A 17,843-nucleotide genomic window follows, 5' to 3' on the forward strand; every position below is an offset into this window, starting at 1 on the left:
CCGCCATGGCGAAAGCGCGTGACGAAATTCTCGAATGGGCCCGGCAGGGGCGCATTCCTCCGGAGCATGTACGCAAGGCGCTGGAGGTGGCGGGAGCCCTGCCGAATGAATCGCAGTGGCGGAACTTTTTCGACAAGGTGCTGCTGTCCTTCGGCGCGGTGCTCTTGGGAGCAGGGGTGATTTTCTTTTTTGCATACAACTGGCAGGACCTGGGTCGCTTCGCCAAGTTCGCCCTCGTTCAGGCTCCGATTCTCGCAGGGCTCATCGTGATATGGAAGGCAGGTGTGGACAGCGCGGTGGGAAAGGCAGCGCTGCTTGCCGTTACGCTCCTCGTAGGTGCATTGCTCGCTTTGGTGGGCCAGACCTACCAGACCGGTGCGGATACGTTTGAGCTCTTCGCGGTCTGGGCGCTGGCGATCCTGCCATGGACCTTGGTTGCTCGGTTTCCGGCGCTCTGGCTGATCTGGCTGGCGTTGTTGAATGTGGCCATCAGCTTGTACTACACCACGATGGGCCGGATGTGGGGCTTCTTGTTCCGGCCTGAAGCACTGCTGTGGGCGCTCTTCGGCTTCAACACCCTAGCACTGGTGGTTTGGGAAAGTCTCGCCGCCCTGGGTGTGAAGTGGCTTCGCGAGCGCTGGTCGGTGCGAGTGCTCGCCGTCGCCAGTGGTGGGCTGGCCACAACACTGGCCATGTATGGCATCATCGATTCTCCCCATGATCTTGCTTGGGAGGTAGGGGGATGGGTCGCATGGATGATCGCCGCCTTCCTGGTGTATCGCTATCTGGTGACGGATCTTTTCGTGCTCGCCGGAGGCCTGCTCTCGCTCATTCTGGTGGTGGTGACCGCCATCCTCAAGGAAGTCCGTTTTGAGTCCGCGCCCGCGTTTCTCTTCATCGGATTGATCGTGATTGGCATCTCGGCAGCAGGCGGGTGGTGGTTGAAGCAAGTAGCGGCTGAGGAGGAAACCGTATGAAAGCCATGAGCAAAAACGAACTCTGGTCCCTGCTTCAGCAGAGCGCCCTCGTTGAGGGTGACCTCTCTGAACAGAACGAAAAACACAGCCCCTGGTTTGTGCGTGCCATGCTGGGTGTGGCAGGTTGGCTGGGAGCCATGTTCCTTGTTGGCTTCGTCGGCACAGGGCTGTCGCTTGCCACCATGGAAACAGAAGCCTACTGGGTCATCGGCGCCTTCGCGTGCGGTGGCGCCGCAGCCATCTTCCGCTTGAGACGGAATGGGGACTTCTCATCCCAGTTTGGTCTGGCGGTCGCCATAGCCGGTCAGGTCCTGATGATGCTAGGCATGGGGCGGTGGATAAGTCATTCCTCCACGACCGTGGCGTTCATTGTGGCTGTCCAGCAGGCCATCCTCTTCGTGGCGATGCCGAATTTTGTGCATCGGGTCTGGGCTGCTGGCACCAGTGCGCTGGCGCTGTGCATTGCCCTCGGAGGACTGGACCTGCATGCGCTGATACTGCCGCTGCTCACTGCCGGCTTGGCCGTGGCATGGCTGCGAGAATTCAAACTTCCCAAGCAGAATGAGCTGGTGCGCGCCTGTGGCTACGGCATCACGCTCACGGCGCTGATCGCGAGCTACATGAATCCGGGCGAGTTCGACTGGACCGGTTACGACAACATCCCTGTAGCCCCAGAGTTCCTCCAAATAGTCGCGTATGCGGGAGCCGCTCTCATCGTCGCCGTGATGATTGGTGCGACACTGTTGCTGCTCCAACGAGAAAAGGTCTCGCTCACATCCGGCGCGGGCAAAGCAGCGCTCGCACTCGCCATCGTGCTGGCTCTGGCCTCCATCAAGGCACCGGGCCTTGCTCCCGGCGCGCTTATCCTCCTGCTGGGTTTTGCCAATGGCAATCGCGTCCTGACTGGTCTTGGTGTCCTGGCGCTTCTTGCTTATCTTTCGTATTACTACTATGCGCTCCACATCACGCTGCTGGAGAAGTCCGTGATCATGATGCTCACCGGCACGGCTCTGCTCGGACTAAGGTTTGCATCGCACCACTGGTGGCCGGCACTGAACAAGGAGGAGACAACTCATGCGTAAATGGATCGTCATCGCCACCGGGCTCGCCACGCTGGCCCTCGTAAACTGGACCATCTCCCAGCGGGAACATCAGATCGCTACCGGCAAGGAGGTCCGCTTGGAACTCGCCCCGGTGGATCCCCGTTCACTCATGCAGGGGGACTACATGGCTCTCCGATTCCAGGTCGCCAACGAAGTACAGAGGGGAACGTCCCGGAAAGAAGAAGACAGAGAAGCAAGGGATGGTCACGTTGTCGTGAAGCCGGAAGCCAATGGCATCGCTCGTTATGTGCGCCAACACGCTGGAGAAACCCTCGCCCCGGACGAAATTCTGCTGCGCTACCGCATACGGGAACATCAGGTGAAGTTCGCGACGAATGCGTGGTTCTTCCAGGAAGGACACGCGAAGCTCTATGAGGGCGCACGCTATGGGGAGTTTCGTGTCTCTCCTTCAGGAGAGATGCTGCTGGTAGCTATGCTTGGCAAAGATCGGGAGAAGCTTGGGCCGCCAACTTCACCAAAGGGCTAGGCGATCCGCTTCTGCCGCATGAGGACGATCACCATCGAAGGCCTGACACCCGATGAAATCCTGGGTCTGCCGAAGGAACATTTTGATCAACTCATCTTCACCGGCGATCCCATCGTTTTCCGGGCGGGAACTGCAGAGGTGCTGGGTGAATTCGCTATCGAGCACTCCACGCTGGTCATGGAGCTGGCTCACATTGATGGCGGTGGCGAAGGCGTGCTCCCCGTGTTGTGGAAGCTCGCGGAAAGATACGCGCAGACCAACGGCTACGTCCAGGTGGACTGGCGGGTACACGCCGTGAATTGTCCCAAACCCAATCCCAAGCTGCGTCGATTGCTCGAGAAACGGGGCTTCGTTATCGAGGAGATTCGCCCTGGCGTGCCTGTTTACCGGCACGTCTACGTGGTTGAAAACATCTGACCATCCTCTTGTGGCCGATGGTCCTCCACTTTTGTGGAGGATGGTGGGCAGGGGTGGGTTCGAACCACCGTAGGCGTAAGCCAGTGGATTTACAGTCCCGCGCCTTTCATTGTGGCACTAGGGAAAGATTGACTGACTGCCAAAATACTGCCAATATGTGCAAGTATGGCAGCGACGAAGAAGACCGCCACCAAGAAGGGTAAACCCAAGCGCCGCGAGTGGCCTGTCGTGAAGAGAATCGAGTACCGCAACGGCACTGAGGCGTTCCTTGTGGACACGAGATGCAAAGGCCAGGGCTCACGAGTTTTCAAGGCCTCCATGGAGGAGGCGCTCGAAGTGGCGCGTCAGGCTAGGATCCGCCGGCAGAATGAAGGCACCGGTTACTTCACCCTGGAGAATGACGACCGGTTAGACGCCGAACGCGCACTGGCGCTGCTGGCGCCCTTTGGGAAGACGCTGGTCGATGCCGCTGAATTCTTCGTGCCTCACTTGCGAGCGTTGCAGACGTCCAGGACGGTGCGCGAGGCTGCTGATGCCTACGAGGCCAGTTCAGTGTCCCGCGGACTTTCCAAGGCCCACCTGAAAGACATCCGCATACGCTTGGGGAACCTCTGCCAGACCTTCGGAGAGCGCTCCATTGCCATGGTGACCGCTGAGGAGCTCGACGCATGGTTGGATGGGTTGGGCGTCTCCACTGCCACGAAGAACGGCTACCGCAGGTACGCGGTAGCTTTGTGGTCCTTCGCCGAGGGCCGCAAATGGTGTACCGGAAATGAGGCCGGGAAAACAGCGGTCGCAAAGGTCGTGTCGGGAGAGGTGGGCATCCTCACGCCGGATGAGGTGCGGGCACTTCTCACAGCCGCGCACCCCGAGATCCTGCCCGCGATTGCCATCGGCGCTTTTGCCGGCCTGCGCCGCGCAGAACTCGAGCGCATCGAATGGCGGTCCGTGAATGTGGCAGAGAGGTTCGTGGAGGTACTGGCTACCAATGCGAAGTCAGCGCGGCGGCGCACGGTTCACATGTCCGACAATCTGGCCGCGTGGCTCGCTCCCTTTGCGCATAGCACGGGCAAGGTGTGGCCAGTGAAGGAGAAGCGCGGGAGGCGTCTATTCGAAGATGCAGCCAGGGCTGCGGGATTCGGTACGCCGGGGACTGAGACAGCGGAGGAGAAGCAATCAGGCACCAAGCTGAGGCCATGGCCAGCCAATGCGCTCAGGCATAGCTTTGCCAGCTACCATCTTGCCCACCACAACGACGCCGCAAAACTGGCGCTCGAGATGGGACACACGACGAACGCGCTTATTTTTGCGCACTACCGGCAAATCGTGAGGCCTGCGGAGGCGGAGAGGTATTGGGAGGTGAGGCCCTCCAAGGAACCGATTTCAACTTGCGACTCCAGTCCGACTTAAGCAACGCTATGTGCTCTCTGTCGTTGCTGTTCAAGATGTGTTTCGTTAAATCATTGTAGACGGCCACAAGATCTACCATTCGCACGTGTACCCAGTACAACTCCTCAATGGATCGAGGCCCTCTTTTTATCCGCGAGATGATTTTGGACATCGCGCGTGTTGCGTAGACCACATCGCTCCAATCCATCACCTCTTCGCGACGTTTCGCCCGTCGTCGAATCTTCCGCTTCCGGCTAACGACATCCTTCTGGTCACAGGCCCAAATTAGCATTTCGTCGCTTAGAACGGCTGGAAAGTAGCGCTCCAAGCTACCTTTCCGCACTGGCTCAAGTCCAGAGATCTTCCCCTCACGCGCCAAAGCGGAGATTCGGCGGGGATGAAGACCAGCCAACTTGGCGAATTCCTCCCTGGAAACGAGGCGCTTAGGTGTCTCTTCCATATGTGCTAAGTGCTGGTCCGTGTTGACAAGGAAAGCACGTGTATCATGCATACACAAGCACCAACTAACAAAAGCCCTCTCGGGCAGCTCTTGAAGATACATGAACTGGCACCTCTTTTAGGTTTGACGGTTCGCGGAGTTCAAAGTCTCACGCGTCGCCGCGTGATTCCCGTCGTCAGGTTGTCAGAACGAGCAGTGCGATACAATCCAACCGCAGTTCAGTCTGCGCTTGAGGCGCTCACGGTGGAAGCCGTCAGCACGACCGCAAAGCGGAAGGCGGGCCGCGTGTCGGCATAAAGAAGGGCGGTGGACTCTCGCCCGACCGCCCCGCACTTAGAAGGTGATGGAGGAGTTTAGGCGATGGCATGCCACGGCGCAACGGGAATATCACACCCTATTGCCATCGATACATGGGATTCAAGCACATAGAAGCTGGCCTCTTTGCGCCAGTCACGCCAACGGAGAAGCTGGTACTTCTCGTGTTGGCGTACCACTGCAACGACAAGGACCTGAGGTGCCACCCGGGATTCGGTCGCATTTCCCGTGCATCAGGTCTCAGCACCAGGGCAGTATCGAAGGCGATCAAGGCCTTGGAGATGCAAGGGATCATTGCAGTCACCCGAGGGACCGGTACCACTCCCTCAGTCTATCGCCTTCCATTCCTGAATCGACCGTTTCCCGACACTGATACGGGGGATGAACGTGGTTCACCCCTGAACGTGGTTCATCCCTCCCATGAACCTAATTCACCCCCGGGGGTGAACGTCGTGCAGGAGGGGGATGAACGTGGTTCACCCAAACAGGAAGTTAACAGGAATATTGAAAAGGAAGAGAACATGAATCTTTTTCCCGCGCCGCTTTCAGCGGACGACGGGGGCGACCATGGATCATCTCAGTCTAAACCTTCAAAACCAAAGAAGGGGAAAAAGGAAACACATGCAGATCCTCGTCATCATGCAATCACCTCTTCATGGGGAAGTCAGTTCCAGACCTTCCACTCTCAGGGGTATGTCTTCAATGGCCGTGATGCGTCAGCGTTGAAACGCTTCCTCACCTCAGCCCGTGACGTCACTGCGGAGAAGTTCATGGAGAGAGCAGGGAAAGCATGGGCACATGCGAAAGCAGACAGGTTCGCACGTCACTGCGCCAGAGCCGCCACCATCGCGGGGCTCTGCGATGCCTGGAACGACATCGCCACGGAGATGCAGCGCCCACCTCCCACCGCCGGCGGAGCATACAGCATGCGTCCCAACAATCGCCGCGATGAACGCGGACAGCTTCCCGGAGAAATCCCCACCGACGTCACCGCAGCCAAAATTCCAAGAATCGGATAGCCATGAAAATCCCGACACCCCAACAGCAGAAGGAGGCTCAAGCAAACGCCCATCGCTTCCCGTCTCACTACACGTACATGAAGATCGCTGAGTGCTTGGAGGCTGAGCGCAACGGACCTTCCGAAGCCGTTGAGCAGCCCAAGCCCCCGCCCATCCAATGCCGTGAGTGTGGTACGGAGATGGATGAGCCGGACGAAGTCTTGCGCGCGCTGTGCTCCAATCATGGATTCGTCTGCGAAGCATGCGAGAAGAAGGCGGAAGAGGCGAGACGGCTTGCATGGGAGCGTAGACCGCTGGCTCCATGGCCGAGCCTTTGGCCAGAGCGGGCCATCTTGGACCAAGAGAATTGCAGCGGGGAACCGTTGCGCCTTGCCAAGGTAATCGAGGGGCTGCTGGCAGACGGCGCCATGGTAGGGCTGATAGGCGACCGTGGCAGGGGCAAGACCGTCATGGCGGCATGGATTGCGCAGAAGCGACGGGAGCGCCGTGAGGAGCCGGGCATCTATCTCCGTGCTGCGGATATGTTCGCGATGCTGCGGGGCACCTGGGACAAGGACAGGGATCGCGGACGACACAGCGAAACAGAACAAGGACTGATGAGCCGGTTCAGGGAATGCGAGTTCCTCGTCATCGATGAAATTCAGGAGCGCGGCCTGTCAGAGTGGGAGAACAAGATCTTGGTCAACATCCTCGACCATCGATATGCCAGCCTGTTGCCCACCCTCATCATGGGCAACCTGAGCGCTGAAGACCTCGCGGCGAACCTTGGGCCGTCAATCTCCGACCGCATGGCACAGACGGGTGGAGTAGTCGAATGCAATTGGCCGAGTCTCAGGCAGCCGGGCACGAAGCCGTACACCAAGGAGCAGCGGGAGAGCATACAGTGGAGTCATTGCCCTTTCACTTCAAATGGAGGGCTTGGATTCCGTGGGAGGGAGATGCAGCTCCACTAAGCCTATGGGCGGGCAGGGCACCCCCCGGGGGGGGTAGGAAGTCTACTGTTTAGACACCTACAGCGCGGTTCCCAAAGCTGGCGTCGTGTTTGAACGGGACACTTTTTTTCCAACTTCCCATGACTAGACACCCCGCCCCTCATCAAAACTGGCTGACGGTAAACTGACTAGACACCAAAAACGGCCAGAAAAATACCAAGAATTTTTTCACTCACTTCCCATGAACGCCAGCGCTCATATCCCCAGGATGAAGCCTGAGACGAAAGGCTCAATCCTCCATCTCCTCCACGAGGGAGCTGAGGGCGCCCGCTGCCCCTACAACGTCGTGGAGTGCGCCCGCATGCTCCGGGAGGCACGGACCTGGAACGATGAGCAATGGCTCACCGTGGCGCGGAAACTTCGAATCAAGCACTAGACCTATGGACGAAGAAACAATCAATCCCTACGGCTCCTGCACGCTGATATGGCTGGAGAAAAAGGACTTCTGCCCCATGGCACAGATCCCTCCGCGCACCGCTGCACGCATGGCAAAGGACGGGCGAATTCCCGGCACTGAGGGCAGAGCACCCGGCCGGCACGATGATCCATGGCCGATCTTGCTGATCGACAAGCTTGAGAAATGGATCCAGGATCATCTCGATTGGAAGCGGCGGCTTGCGGTTGAGCAGGAGCGGAAGGCCACAGGAGCGAAACTGACTCGCCTCCCCGCCATTACTCAAGCCGTGGATACCATCGAGGTTGAACTGGGAAGAATGGCCGAACGCAAAGTGCATAAACGCCTGTCAGGACAGGACATCATGATCCTTGAGAAGGAACTGCGCCGTGGTCGCGCCAAGCTGGCGGCCTATCACAACGTCGTACTTAAGCTGATGGAAGGCGATGAGATCCCGACCATCCCCGATGCGGCTTGAATGTGCCATGTGCCACTTTTTTGGAGGGCTGCGCATAGGGTAAGAGATCAAATAATTCACCCTCACACGCCATGCTATTCAGCAAACTCATTCCAGAACTCAAGGCCCAGATCCAGCGTTTGAAGGATGCAAACTTCAAGCTCCGAGGCGGCAAGCCATCCGCCAGAGTTAGCAAGCCAGAGCCGGAACTGCAACATAAGAAGATGGACTGGCTCAATGATGAGTACAAAGCCGAGGCCGAGGAGAACGACTCGCTGTGCTCTCAGGCATCAACACCGCCGATCGTGTCCGCATCCGCTTCCACGCCTCCGCTCCCTTCACCAGCGCCAGCACCTCCCGTGCCCACTGCGAAACCTGCACCCGCGCCCATGACTACCGCGCTCCCCTCCGCCCTCAAGCCTGCCGCTGCTATTGCAGCAAAGGCCCCGTTCACAGACTCCAAGTTCATGTACCGCGGGGTCTATGATGCCATGGGCCCGAAAGAGAAGAACGACTTCATCCGAAATGGCGGTCACCTCCTGGAGATGAAGGAGGGGGACGTTTCGAAGCATGCTGTTGAAGCCGCTACCGCGCACGTCAATGACACTCCCGAAGTCATCGCGGAAGCCCTTGTCCAGGGGTTTGGTCTGAGCAGCGCTGATGCCGCAGAGTTGCTGCTGGCCCGCTTCAATGGAAAATACAATGCCGCTACGTTCTCGCTTCACACCGAAGCCAGCATCAAAGCTGCGCTTGCCACGGCGTCGAAATCCACAAAGCCCAAGGGCTACCTGCTCCCTGGTGCTCAGCCCGTGGACAAGTCGCGGCACGACCGATCCCGGAAAAACTTCGCGGTCTTCAAGAAGCCCGGCGAAGTGAGCGAGCCTGACCGCCTCAAAGCTGAGGATGCGCTCATGGTGCTTTGGGCTGAATTCGACAAAATCTCAGATGTCATGGTTAGGGCGGTTTGGTGGGAGAAGCACCGTGACGAAGTGTTCGCCCATGCCGTGAACGAGACGAGGCGCGGACCTCGATGGCTGGGGACGTTCATCGCCAAAATCCCCCACGAGAACCTTTACATTTCCTAAGCCCATCATCTCACACCATGAAATACACTCGCGAATTTCCCACCCTCTCCACTTCACAGGTAAACAGCATCTCCGCTTTTGAACTTCTCACGCTGACCACCTTCAGTTGTTTCGTCACTGGCGATCCTGCGGGAACGGAACCAGTGGAACCCGTCCGCTTGGAGCACGAAGCACTGATGACCTACGAGAACGCATCGGGCGCGCTTACCATCGATACAGAGCGAGAGCTTGCAGTTCTCAAGGCCAAGTTTGAAGGCTTCCATGCAGCACGCACTCTGCCGCAGGGTGTCGTGAAGGTGAAGCTGCTGAGCCTGGAGACTGGCATCGTATATGCCGCTCATGCCTTCCTGGAGGACAGTCCGGTCGAATTCTTCAATCGCCTTGGCGATGGCCAGTACAGGCGCATGCCCATCTAACCCATTTGCCCTGCACCCGTTTGTGCAGGGCATCGAGCGTCCCGCCCACTTTGAACATGAGAAGTGCCAGGGCGGGGCGCTCACCCATTCCTGATACACCCCATACCGCCATGACTCTCTATCTTGAACCTTCCACGGACGAACGCGCCACCGAAGCCGAGCTTGCCGAAATCCGCCGGCAGGAGGCAGAGGAGCGCCTTTCCGAACTGCTCGCCATGTACGACGCGCTCCTGAGCCGTGGAGCAAAGAAGGAATTCTTCGCGAGCTATGGCGAAGAGGTCGCCACGCTGTCGGCACAAGAAACACACCTCGGAGTGAAATGGATCGCAAAATTCCTGCCATGAGCCCCAAAACACCCAAGCCCACCTATCTCAACAGTCATCCCCGCACGCCGAAGGTGCTGGGATATCAATTCACGGCGCTCAGGTCCGAGCATATGGACGCGTTGGAGGCTGCGAAGTCACCCTTCCTCAATCGTTTCTCTCCCATAGTCCAGTGGGGAGACGTGTTGCTTGCTTCGAAGGTACTGTCCTGCAACGGCACGATCTCGGACATGGCCGCAACGCTGAAATGGACGTGGCGCGATCGCTGGCTTGTGCTGCGCAATCTGTGGAGCCAACGCGCATTCCTGGACTCCTGCGCATCCATCTTTCGGCATCTTGAAGGTCGTGAAATGAAATAGGAAAGCGCTATGGCTAAACTCGAAGTCAGTGTAGGGATCAACAACGCCGGCTTCAAAGCGGGCCTCGATGAGATGCGCGCAGGCGTGGCGAGGTTCAAAGGCTCGCTCGCAAGCATGTCTGGCAGCGCGCTAGGTAGCATTTTTGCTGTGGGCTCGATAGTGGCGTTCACCCGTGGCGTGCTTCAGGCTGCTGGCGCCATTGATGATCTTGCGAGCAGACACGGCGTATCTCGACAGGCTCTCCAGCAGTGGAAGGATGCCGTTGAACAGAACGGCTCAAGCCTCGAAACCCTCAGCAGCTCCCTCAACAAATTGGAGTTGGCACAAACCAAAGCGCTGAAGGGCGACGAAGGTCTAACCAAATCATTCGCAGAGCTTGGCATTACCATTGACGATCTGCTCAGCAAATCCCCCGATCAATTGCTCATGAAGATCGGGAAGGGATCCATGGAGGCAGACGCCATGGTGAAGGTGCTTGGCAAGAGCGCGCTGGAGCTTCGCGATGCTTTACAGGATGCTGCTGAGAATGGCTTGGGTGATGTGGTCACCATGTCGGATAGGACGGTGAAGGTATTCGCCTCCCTGGACGATGGGCTCTCCCGTCTTGGCGCCACGGCGAAGAACTTTATTGCCAATGGTCTGGCAGATTTTTTCATTCATCTGCAAAAGGAGGGCGCTGGACTTCTGGCGCTCTTCGATCAAGTCGCCAACGGTGCCAGCGGAGCCGTTGAAATCGTCGGAAAGCTCATGAGCGGGGACAAGATGGGTGCCGCCACCGCATTCCAGAAAATGAAGGAGAACGCCAAGGAGATCCACGAGCAGTTGAAACAGGACAAGGCGGATATCGGCGCGAAGTACAGCGGCAAGGATGAGGGAAGCGGAAAAGAAACAGGCACCAACGAAGCCAAAGAAGAAGCAGCAGAAGCTCAGAAACGCGAAGACCGCCTCCAGAAAATCCGAGAGGCCGAGGCCGATGCCGCACGCGAAGCCCTCGAAGGCCAGCAGAAAATCAATGCCCTGCTGGAGGAGCGAAACCGCTTGCTGGAAATCTATAAGTCCTCCGAGGATGGAGACAAGGGTTTGGATGCACTGGAGAAGGCCCAGCGTGTGCAGCGCCAGCTTGAGCAGGAGCAGAAGCGACAGGACGGCGACAAGAAGAAGCGCGCTGAGGACATTGCGAAGCAAAAGGAAGACGATGCCAAAGAAGAGTCCCAACGCCAAGAGCGCATCGCCTCAGCTCGAAAGGATGAAGCGCAGGCGCGTGAAGACGACGAGATTTCCACGTTAGGCGGTGAGGACAAACTCAAAGCCTTGTGGGCCAAAAAGGACCGCATGGACAAGGAGGCGAAGGATCTGGAGGAATCAGACCCTGAAGCCGCAGCTCGAAAGCGCACTGAAATTATCGGTGTGAACGCTGAGATTCGCAATGAGCGCAAATCTCAGAAGGAAAAGGAATCGCAGGCTATCGAGGACCAAGCCGACAAGGTGAAGAAGGCCAAGGAGGGCATTGGTGACGCTAAGCGCGCCGCCGCCAGCGTGCCTGCTGACTCACTCGGCGCAGTGGGCGGCGGTCGAGGAAACATCAATGGAGGCGATGCGCAAGTGAGGGCCGCTGAGAAGGCGGTGAACATCCAGCAGCAGATCCTCAATCACCTCCAGAATGGCGCAGCAAAATCAGGGAGGAAGGAGGCCACGGTATGGCAGTGAAGACCATGGCAGACTTCCACCCGGCATTTGAAGTGCCGCCGGGGAACGCCCAGTGCTGCCACTGCCTCGGGCTTCCAGCAAACACCTGCCCTGACTTCGCGTTTCAAGGCAAGCAGTGCATCGGCACGCCGAACGGGGTAATGCCTTGCGGCTTCTTCAATCCTGAAGACGGGAAGTTTTACCTCGAAAAGACCGTGACCAATTCGCGGGAGGTCCGCACCGTTTCACCCGCTCCCCATGTGTGGGAGTGTGAGACTAGCGGAGGATCCAGGCGCGTGACTGTTGGAACTGTCGATGTAGAAATTCCCTATGATTCACGGGCGAATCAAACTTGCGCGATTAACGTTGCCACGCTGGCCTGCGAGTGCTCCCCGGACGTCACGGAGTCGTCATACACGCTCACCCGTCAAGTGGTCCGGCTCTATGATGTCAGCGATACTGATTGCAACGGGGATTTCTTGGAGGTGCCAGGCGCGTTCATCACGGAGTTGGATGTGGAGAACAGCATCTTTGATGAGACTGAGTACAACAGCGAATGGACCCAGCCTGGTCACAGTGAAATTCAAGGGAGCGCAGTGACAAATTCTGCCGCGAACTGCTCCGAGGAGTTTGGTGACACTCCAATCGGGCTAAGTTATTTCCTCGTAAATGAGGAAACCTCCGAGGTCCTCGACTGCCTTTACACCTCATGCGAAACCCGCATTGTGATCACGGGAGGGAACTCGGGGTACATCCGAATCGTCTACGGTGTGATGGATGAGAACAGTGAGATTATCGAGAACTATGAGATAGAGCACGAATGGGATCCCACACTTGGCGGGGCTGACGCTGAATACGGCGGTCCTACGCTTACCGCGGCTTGGCCCACAGGCGAAGGCAGCGACACGCTCTATTCCCGAGAGTTGGTTCTAATCGAGTACTCCTGCGTACGTGAGGAAGAATGATGGAGTCTGAGCAGGTCGCATCGCCGCCAACGCCAACAAGGGACCGTGAATCATCCAATCTACAAAAATGAGTAGCGCACAGGGTGCCCAGCACTTCGGTACGAAGAAGCGTCAAGGGGAGGAAGGTCGTTTCCGTCAGGAGACAGCCGCTCAAACCCCCTTGCCGACTCGTGGGCGCATGTTCACCAAGCCGTTCCCGGGAGGTCGAGGACTTGAGTTGAAGAAGCAGCGCGGGGCTGCATCTTCGCTACCTCATCACCCCTTCGAGCTTTACCGAACGAGGGTGGATGACGTAACTGGCTGGGCAGTCTATCCAGCTTCGGTAAACGGAATCATCGAGCCGGAGATCGACGGCATATCAATCTTCTCAATCCCCGCGCCGTTCCTTACGGTTGAGGAAAATTTCACTGCCTATCTCAACTTCAACTTGGACGGAACCAAGAGGCTGGGGAACGACGGCAAATGGTACCTCGTTCCTGGGAAACAACAGCTCAGCAATGTTGTGATATCGCTCTTGCCGGGCGAGGAGGTGGGGGTTGCTGTGGACCCTGACTCAGGGATCTTGACCCAAGGTCACTATGTCTATCCGATTGGCGAAGTAGCTGCTGGAGAAGTGGTAGAGCAGACCAGGCGCTTCAGCGTTTACTTCACGGTGTGCAATTCAGGTCAATTGGTTATGGCCGAGTACGGTTAGCCGCGTGGCGAGCCGCCTTTCTACGTGCAGCTGCTCTGATTTCCTTTTGTCGCTTTGCTTCATCGCGTTCGCGACGCAGGATATCCTCATAGAAAAAAAGGCCTCGCGCAGGCACACCTTCTTTTCGCTGCACGATCTTCTTGCGTCCCTGTTTCAGCAGCTCCCATTCTGTTTCAATCGTCAACCGAATTGCGCACTTCGGCAGTTTCCACTTTCCGGTAAGATACCTCCGAGCGTCTGAGGCTGCTTGCCTTTCCCATTCTCTTTCTTTCGCTCGTTGCTTTACCTTCTCTTCATGGTCTATCCTGAGATTTCGAATTAGAACCCACTCACGAATGGTGAGCTCCACTGAAATGAGTTTTGGTGCGCTGGACCTCTTAGTCGCCACGGCTACAACGTCGGATCTCTCGGTTCCAATTGCTCACCCGTTTGCATCACGCGCATCATGCGCAGATGGTCCTCACACAGGCGCATCATCTTGCGCATGGCATAGGCTCGATCCTCGATAGCCTTGAGTCGCGCATCCATCTGCCAGACAACCAAGGGCATCAGTAGCCCAGCAATGGCAATTAGGGTGCCGACCACGACGAGGACGAAGCCAAAGAGACCAGTGAAGATTTCCATGGTTGGATCGAATAGCAAGGATTCGCACTTTCGTCCATAAGGATTCTCCTCATGTGGAAAAAATATGCATTCTCCTCTTGCCGGAACTTGTACAGTGTACAAGTATAGGGGTGTGAAATCCGCAAATAGCGGATGGAACAAAGAAGGCCCGGTCAGTGGTGGAACACCGACCGAGCCCACATGCAGACAATCCTACAAGCTACTAAACCGAAGGATCACCTACAATGAGAACCTATGTCAGAAGAAATCGCCCGCAAGCTCAAAGCAGCCCGCGCAAAGACGGACGAAACACAAGGGGCGTTCGCAAAGAGGCTCGGCGTGTCAACGGATGCGGTGATAAGCTGGGAGAACGACCGCCGCACCCCTCGCGGCCTCGCCCTGGAAGCGCTCAACGCAAAGCTGGACGCCATCCTAAAGGGAAAGAAGTAATCCTGCCACGCATACCTGTCTCACACCGTCCTACACCCAGCGATCATGGCAACTGGCTGCACTACAGAGTTGTGCCAGGAATGCGTCGGCTTCAGTACGTTGAAAGCCGCAGTGGAAAGAATGCGTGCATCTTCGTGTCCCAAGCACAGGACCGCCGGATGCGGAAGATGGCAAAGCAGGAGGGGCACGAGAACCCCGTCACGATGATGGTGGCGAAGTTGGCTAGATTGCTTCTGGCATCCGGTGCCCTGCGCAAGGAAGGGAGGGCCGCAGCATGAAGAAGACACCCATGGTGCCAGCTGCAACCGTCCTCTTACCACAGGAGGGCTTTCTCCTGCGCGTGACGGAAACGGGCTGGATCAACATCGTCCAGGGTGACGAGGAGTCCGGCGACTTGAGCGAGGTTGCCATTGTCATCCTCAGCCCCCGTGAGGCAAAGGTGCTTCTCGACTCGCTGCCGGAGTACATCCGTGTGGCCGGTGAACTTCATCAAGATTCGGAGGTGCCTTGCGTATGAGAAACACCTACTTCATTGGCCCATGGAAAGGCATGGGCGCGGCCATGGAGGATTGTGCAGAGGAGACCGGCCATTCCGTGGCTCACCTTCTCCGCATCGGTGCCGACCGCGTGTTGCAGGAGTACCACACCACCGGGCGCGTCTCGGCAAGCAAGACAGTTCGCGAACCCAAGGCGGGCCGTCCGACGGGGAGCAGGAATGATCGCAGGGGTAATGCCCCGCCGTCCACTCTGGACAAGCTGCACCGTGCCTCGCTGGAGGCTCGTGAGGAGGTTAACCGGCTGCGCACGACCTGGGTGCAGTTCGTCATGCAGAACGGTGAGCAGGGCAAGCTAGCGGCTTTTGCTGGCGGTCGTGGCTACGGCACATGGTTGCGGCTCAAACGTGCCATCGAGCGCGAACGCGAGGCCGTGGAGAAGCTGGCAGAGGCAAGGGTGGCCCTCACGCCATCAGGCCGGCGGTAGGCCCACTGAGCAAATGCGAACCCGCCAGCGCCTTCGTGGTGCTGGCGGGTTTCCGCTTTCCAGTTCCGCCATAATCCCGTCCCCTGACCGGAATGGAATGAGAATAGACTCCTAGAAGTGGGGAATATCCACCGGCAACCCCACTCGCATAAAGAACCTGGCGAACGCCTGTGAAAGATGTTCACAGTACGGGTGGTTGAGCCTAGGTCGACTGCCAAGATTGCGAGCGAAACTTTTCACAGTCTCGATTGGCAAAGTAAACAAGTTGCTGAGATCCGCCAAGGCATAGTCCAGCTTCACATTTTCATTCTCAAATCTATTGAGAACGTGATATGCGGGCATCTGACCTTTCCTTGCTTGGTTCCAACTATCTCTTTTCGAGAATGTGGCATCGCTCGCCAACTCATGCTTTTGCAGCAAAGGACACAGGATCACATTTTCAACGCCATAAGTGCCGTCCCTCCTAAGCGCTAGATCACATGACTGAGTGAGTATCACTGCTGTCTGTTCGGATATTTGTAGCTCCGCTTCACCTTCGGAAGGCTCTCCTACCACTTTATAGAAGGGACACGCAAAAAGGATATCCCCCTGCTGAAGCTCATCGCCATCCACAAGGTCATACCACGGATAGCGCTCTGCCGCTTTTGCCTCCGCGCTCATTGAAAAGGATCAATTCGAACAATGGGCGGGCGCGGGCCAATTTTCTTCGCGGCGAGCTTGTACGTGCGAAACTTCCTTTGCGGAATGGCGGCCCGAGCATCCCAGTCTACCGAATCATCGGCATCGTACGCATCTTCGACGGCAACAGGCTCAGGAGTCCAGAAGGGAAGTTGAATATTCAGGCTGGTAGAGGAGGCATCAACAGAGTCCGCCCATAGAGCCTCTGCAAGTTTCGCGAAGAATGCCCTATCGTCACGCATTTCGCCTATGCTCGACAAGCTCAAACCAGAGATGGGCATGGTGGATCCTGCCTTATCTAAAGTGCCCGTCCTCTTTGTTTCTCCTCGGGTGCTAAATACGCGGTTGACGATCGCAATGGAATCTCTCGCTTCTGGCCGAGGATAGCGAGCGCGTGTTTGCGTGTCGGGTTCTGGTGCGTAACAGGACATTGCTTTACGTCGCGCCAAAGGTGCTGGCCGCGATGTCATAGAAGTGTTTTACTCTATCGGGATACGTTTGCAAAGCTTCATTTGCGCCCTCATAACCTTGTTTTTTGAGGCGCATGTGATAGTTCGCCACAACTATCGTAGCCGAACGCACACCGTCAGTAAGTGGCACCTTTCCAGGTTCACAACTGACGGTCAACAACGCGCCATCTACCTTGTAGGTAAGCTTGAAGGCAGTTGCCACAAGCTCCTCATGCCTCTCGGTCCAAGGTCCCGGCTTTATGAAGCGCTCTCTGATCCAAGATGGAGGGTCATCCATGCCTATGGCGGCAGTCAAATTAATCCCCACAGCGGTATAGCGCACATGAGGCAAAACGCCGAGGTAGCTGGATGCCATGCTGGCTATGGTGGCTCTCCCTTCCTCCGAATGGGACAGCACCTGAAATTTTGTAGGCTCAGCGGTGAAGCTGGTCCCATTGTCATAATTCACGACCGAGAAGGCAGGGGTAGTCATTAAAGGATCCACCTGCTTCCATGATTCGGGCACTATCTTGTTTGCCGTTAGAAAGGAGGGATGCAGTATGCTTGGGTTGTGCGTGTCAGCAATGATCACCACAGACGAGTCCAGCAGATTGAGCTTGAGTTCCATTGGGATATTTCGGCCCGGCCTGCCTTAGGCGGGCCATTTCTAATAGCGGGTTCGACGTTCCGTCCAGAGAAACATCACATAATCCATCCTAGAAAAGAGTGCTAGGTGTCTGAACACCTTAACCCAAAAACGAATCCATGCAAGTGAAGACTTGCATGCGATGGCCGTTTGACTGCCAAAATACTGCCAGTTTTCGGTGTATTTTCGTGTGTTTCGGTGTGGCTTTGTGCGTGTCAGTGCAACGCACTAGATGAGCCATTTTCCGAACTTCATCCCTCATTTTGAGGGAGTTATGTAATGGTGGGCAGGGGTGGGTTCGAACCACCGTAGGCGTAAGCCAGTGGATTTACAGTCCACCCCGTTTGACCGCTCCGGCACCTACCCGAAACATTAGCCGCTCCGTTAGAAGCGGGGAGAAGTTGGTACCGAAGAAGCGGGGGGGATGCAAGAGGAAAGTTGAATTTTGGAAGAGAGTTTCTTCCTTTTCTTGCACGATACCCACCCGACACTTCAGTT

22 protein-coding genes and 1 tRNA gene are annotated in these 17,843 nt (G+C 57.0%); 18 read left to right on the forward strand and 5 right to left on the reverse strand.

Annotation, left to right across the window (positions count from 1 at the left end; genetic code table 11):
- The first annotated feature begins 5 nt into the window (after nucleotides 1–5).
- The 15 genes from G5S37_RS24905 to G5S37_RS24975 all read left to right on the forward strand — a co-directional run bounded on the left by G5S37_RS24905 (nucleotide 6) and on the right by G5S37_RS24975 (nucleotide 13,538).
- Nucleotides 6–977 (forward strand): DUF2157 domain-containing protein, encoded by a 972-nt coding sequence (locus tag G5S37_RS24905; protein WP_165207700.1) that lies wholly within the window; start codon nucleotides 6–8, stop codon nucleotides 975–977.
- A 5-nt stretch (nucleotides 978–982) separates the two neighbouring features.
- Nucleotides 983–2,059, forward strand: a complete 1,077-nt coding sequence (locus tag G5S37_RS24910; protein WP_165207702.1) for a DUF4401 domain-containing protein — start codon at nucleotides 983–985, stop codon at nucleotides 2,057–2,059.
- A complete protein-coding gene (locus G5S37_RS24915; protein WP_165207704.1) occupies nucleotides 2,052–2,567 on the forward strand; it encodes a GDYXXLXY domain-containing protein in 516 nt (171 codons plus the stop codon). Before G5S37_RS24910 ends, G5S37_RS24915 begins: the two co-directional genes overlap by 8 nt.
- Nucleotides 2,568–2,585: 18 nt before the next feature.
- Entirely contained in the window at nucleotides 2,586–2,984 is a 399-nt protein-coding gene (locus tag G5S37_RS24920; RefSeq protein ID WP_165207706.1) for a hypothetical protein, read from the forward strand.
- A gap of 165 nt (nucleotides 2,985–3,149) precedes the next feature.
- On the forward strand, nucleotides 3,150–4,394 hold the full coding sequence (locus tag G5S37_RS24925; RefSeq protein ID WP_165207708.1) for a tyrosine-type recombinase/integrase: 1,245 nt from the start codon (nucleotides 3,150–3,152) through the stop codon (nucleotides 4,392–4,394).
- A gap of 1,476 nt (nucleotides 4,395–5,870) precedes the next feature.
- Entirely contained in the window at nucleotides 5,871–6,167 is a 297-nt protein-coding gene (locus G5S37_RS32605; protein ID WP_240914708.1) for a hypothetical protein, read from the forward strand.
- A gap of 2 nt (nucleotides 6,168–6,169) precedes the next feature.
- Nucleotides 6,170–7,120, forward strand: a complete 951-nt coding sequence (locus G5S37_RS24935; protein WP_165207712.1) for an ATP-binding protein — start codon at nucleotides 6,170–6,172, stop codon at nucleotides 7,118–7,120.
- 368 nt (nucleotides 7,121–7,488) lie between these two features.
- Entirely contained in the window at nucleotides 7,489–8,031 is a 543-nt protein-coding gene (locus tag G5S37_RS24940; protein WP_165207714.1) for a hypothetical protein, read from the forward strand.
- A gap of 71 nt (nucleotides 8,032–8,102) precedes the next feature.
- Nucleotides 8,103–9,095, forward strand: a complete 993-nt coding sequence (locus G5S37_RS24945) for a hypothetical protein (protein ID WP_165207716.1) — start codon at nucleotides 8,103–8,105, stop codon at nucleotides 9,093–9,095.
- 17 nt (nucleotides 9,096–9,112) lie between these two features.
- Nucleotides 9,113–9,511, forward strand: coding sequence for a hypothetical protein (locus G5S37_RS24950; RefSeq protein WP_165207718.1), 399 nt, complete (start codon nucleotides 9,113–9,115; stop codon nucleotides 9,509–9,511).
- Between the two features lie 110 nt (nucleotides 9,512–9,621).
- Nucleotides 9,622–9,855, forward strand: coding sequence for a hypothetical protein (locus tag G5S37_RS24955; RefSeq protein ID WP_165207720.1), 234 nt, complete (start codon nucleotides 9,622–9,624; stop codon nucleotides 9,853–9,855).
- On the forward strand, nucleotides 9,852–10,193 hold the full coding sequence (locus G5S37_RS24960; protein WP_165207722.1) for a hypothetical protein: 342 nt from the start codon (nucleotides 9,852–9,854) through the stop codon (nucleotides 10,191–10,193). The genes G5S37_RS24955 and G5S37_RS24960 overlap by 4 nt, the downstream gene beginning before the upstream one ends.
- A gap of 9 nt (nucleotides 10,194–10,202) precedes the next feature.
- Nucleotides 10,203–11,900 carry a hypothetical protein gene (locus tag G5S37_RS24965; protein ID WP_165207724.1) on the forward strand — a complete coding sequence of 566 codons (1,698 nt, stop codon included), beginning with the start codon at nucleotides 10,203–10,205 and terminating at the stop codon, nucleotides 11,898–11,900.
- Entirely contained in the window at nucleotides 11,891–12,844 is a 954-nt protein-coding gene (locus G5S37_RS24970) for a hypothetical protein (RefSeq protein ID WP_165207726.1), read from the forward strand. Before G5S37_RS24965 ends, G5S37_RS24970 begins: the two co-directional genes overlap by 10 nt.
- A 178-nt stretch (nucleotides 12,845–13,022) precedes the next feature.
- On the forward strand, nucleotides 13,023–13,538 hold the full coding sequence (locus G5S37_RS24975) for a hypothetical protein (RefSeq protein ID WP_165207728.1): 516 nt from the start codon (nucleotides 13,023–13,025) through the stop codon (nucleotides 13,536–13,538).
- A 390-nt stretch (nucleotides 13,539–13,928) separates the two neighbouring features.
- Here the strand turns inward: G5S37_RS24975 and G5S37_RS24980 are convergent, their stop codons facing one another.
- A complete protein-coding gene (locus G5S37_RS24980) occupies nucleotides 13,929–14,162 on the reverse strand; it encodes a hypothetical protein (RefSeq protein ID WP_165207730.1) in 234 nt (77 codons plus the stop codon).
- Nucleotides 14,163–14,396: 234 nt separating this feature from the next.
- On the opposite strand from G5S37_RS24980, the gene G5S37_RS24985 reads away from it, so the two are divergent.
- The 3 genes from G5S37_RS24985 to G5S37_RS24995 all read left to right on the forward strand — a co-directional run bounded on the left by G5S37_RS24985 (nucleotide 14,397) and on the right by G5S37_RS24995 (nucleotide 15,572).
- Nucleotides 14,397–14,591 carry a helix-turn-helix domain-containing protein gene (locus tag G5S37_RS24985; protein ID WP_165207732.1) on the forward strand — a complete coding sequence of 65 codons (195 nt, stop codon included), beginning with the start codon at nucleotides 14,397–14,399 and terminating at the stop codon, nucleotides 14,589–14,591.
- 274 nt (nucleotides 14,592–14,865) lie between these two features.
- A complete protein-coding gene (locus G5S37_RS24990) occupies nucleotides 14,866–15,108 on the forward strand; it encodes a hypothetical protein (protein ID WP_165207734.1) in 243 nt (80 codons plus the stop codon).
- Nucleotides 15,105–15,572 (forward strand): hypothetical protein, encoded by a 468-nt coding sequence (locus tag G5S37_RS24995; RefSeq protein ID WP_165207736.1) that lies wholly within the window; start codon nucleotides 15,105–15,107, stop codon nucleotides 15,570–15,572. The genes G5S37_RS24990 and G5S37_RS24995 overlap by 4 nt, the downstream gene beginning before the upstream one ends.
- A 111-nt stretch (nucleotides 15,573–15,683) precedes the next feature.
- Here G5S37_RS24995 and G5S37_RS25000 read toward each other — a convergent pair whose 3' ends face one another.
- The 4 genes from G5S37_RS25000 to G5S37_RS25015 all read right to left on the reverse strand — a co-directional run bounded on the left by G5S37_RS25000 (nucleotide 15,684) and on the right by G5S37_RS25015 (nucleotide 17,711).
- The gene (locus tag G5S37_RS25000; protein WP_165207738.1) at nucleotides 15,684–16,232 is read right to left on the reverse strand and encodes a hypothetical protein; all 549 of its coding nucleotides are present in this window, start codon (nucleotides 16,230–16,232) and stop codon (nucleotides 15,684–15,686) included.
- Nucleotides 16,229–16,531 carry a hypothetical protein gene (locus tag G5S37_RS25005; RefSeq protein WP_165207740.1) on the reverse strand — a complete coding sequence of 101 codons (303 nt, stop codon included), beginning with the start codon at nucleotides 16,529–16,531 and terminating at the stop codon, nucleotides 16,229–16,231. The genes G5S37_RS25000 and G5S37_RS25005 overlap by 4 nt, the downstream gene beginning before the upstream one ends.
- A 154-nt stretch (nucleotides 16,532–16,685) precedes the next feature.
- Nucleotides 16,686–17,327 (reverse strand): hypothetical protein, encoded by a 642-nt coding sequence (locus tag G5S37_RS25010; protein WP_165207742.1) that lies wholly within the window; start codon nucleotides 17,325–17,327, stop codon nucleotides 16,686–16,688.
- A gap of 298 nt (nucleotides 17,328–17,625) precedes the next feature.
- Nucleotides 17,626–17,711: transfer RNA gene (locus G5S37_RS25015), tRNA-Tyr, on the reverse strand.
- Nucleotides 17,712–17,843: the final 132 nt, after the last annotated feature.

Source organism: Roseimicrobium sp. ORNL1 (genome assembly GCF_011044495.1).
Taxonomy (GTDB): Bacteria; Verrucomicrobiota; Verrucomicrobiia; order Verrucomicrobiales; family Verrucomicrobiaceae; genus Roseimicrobium.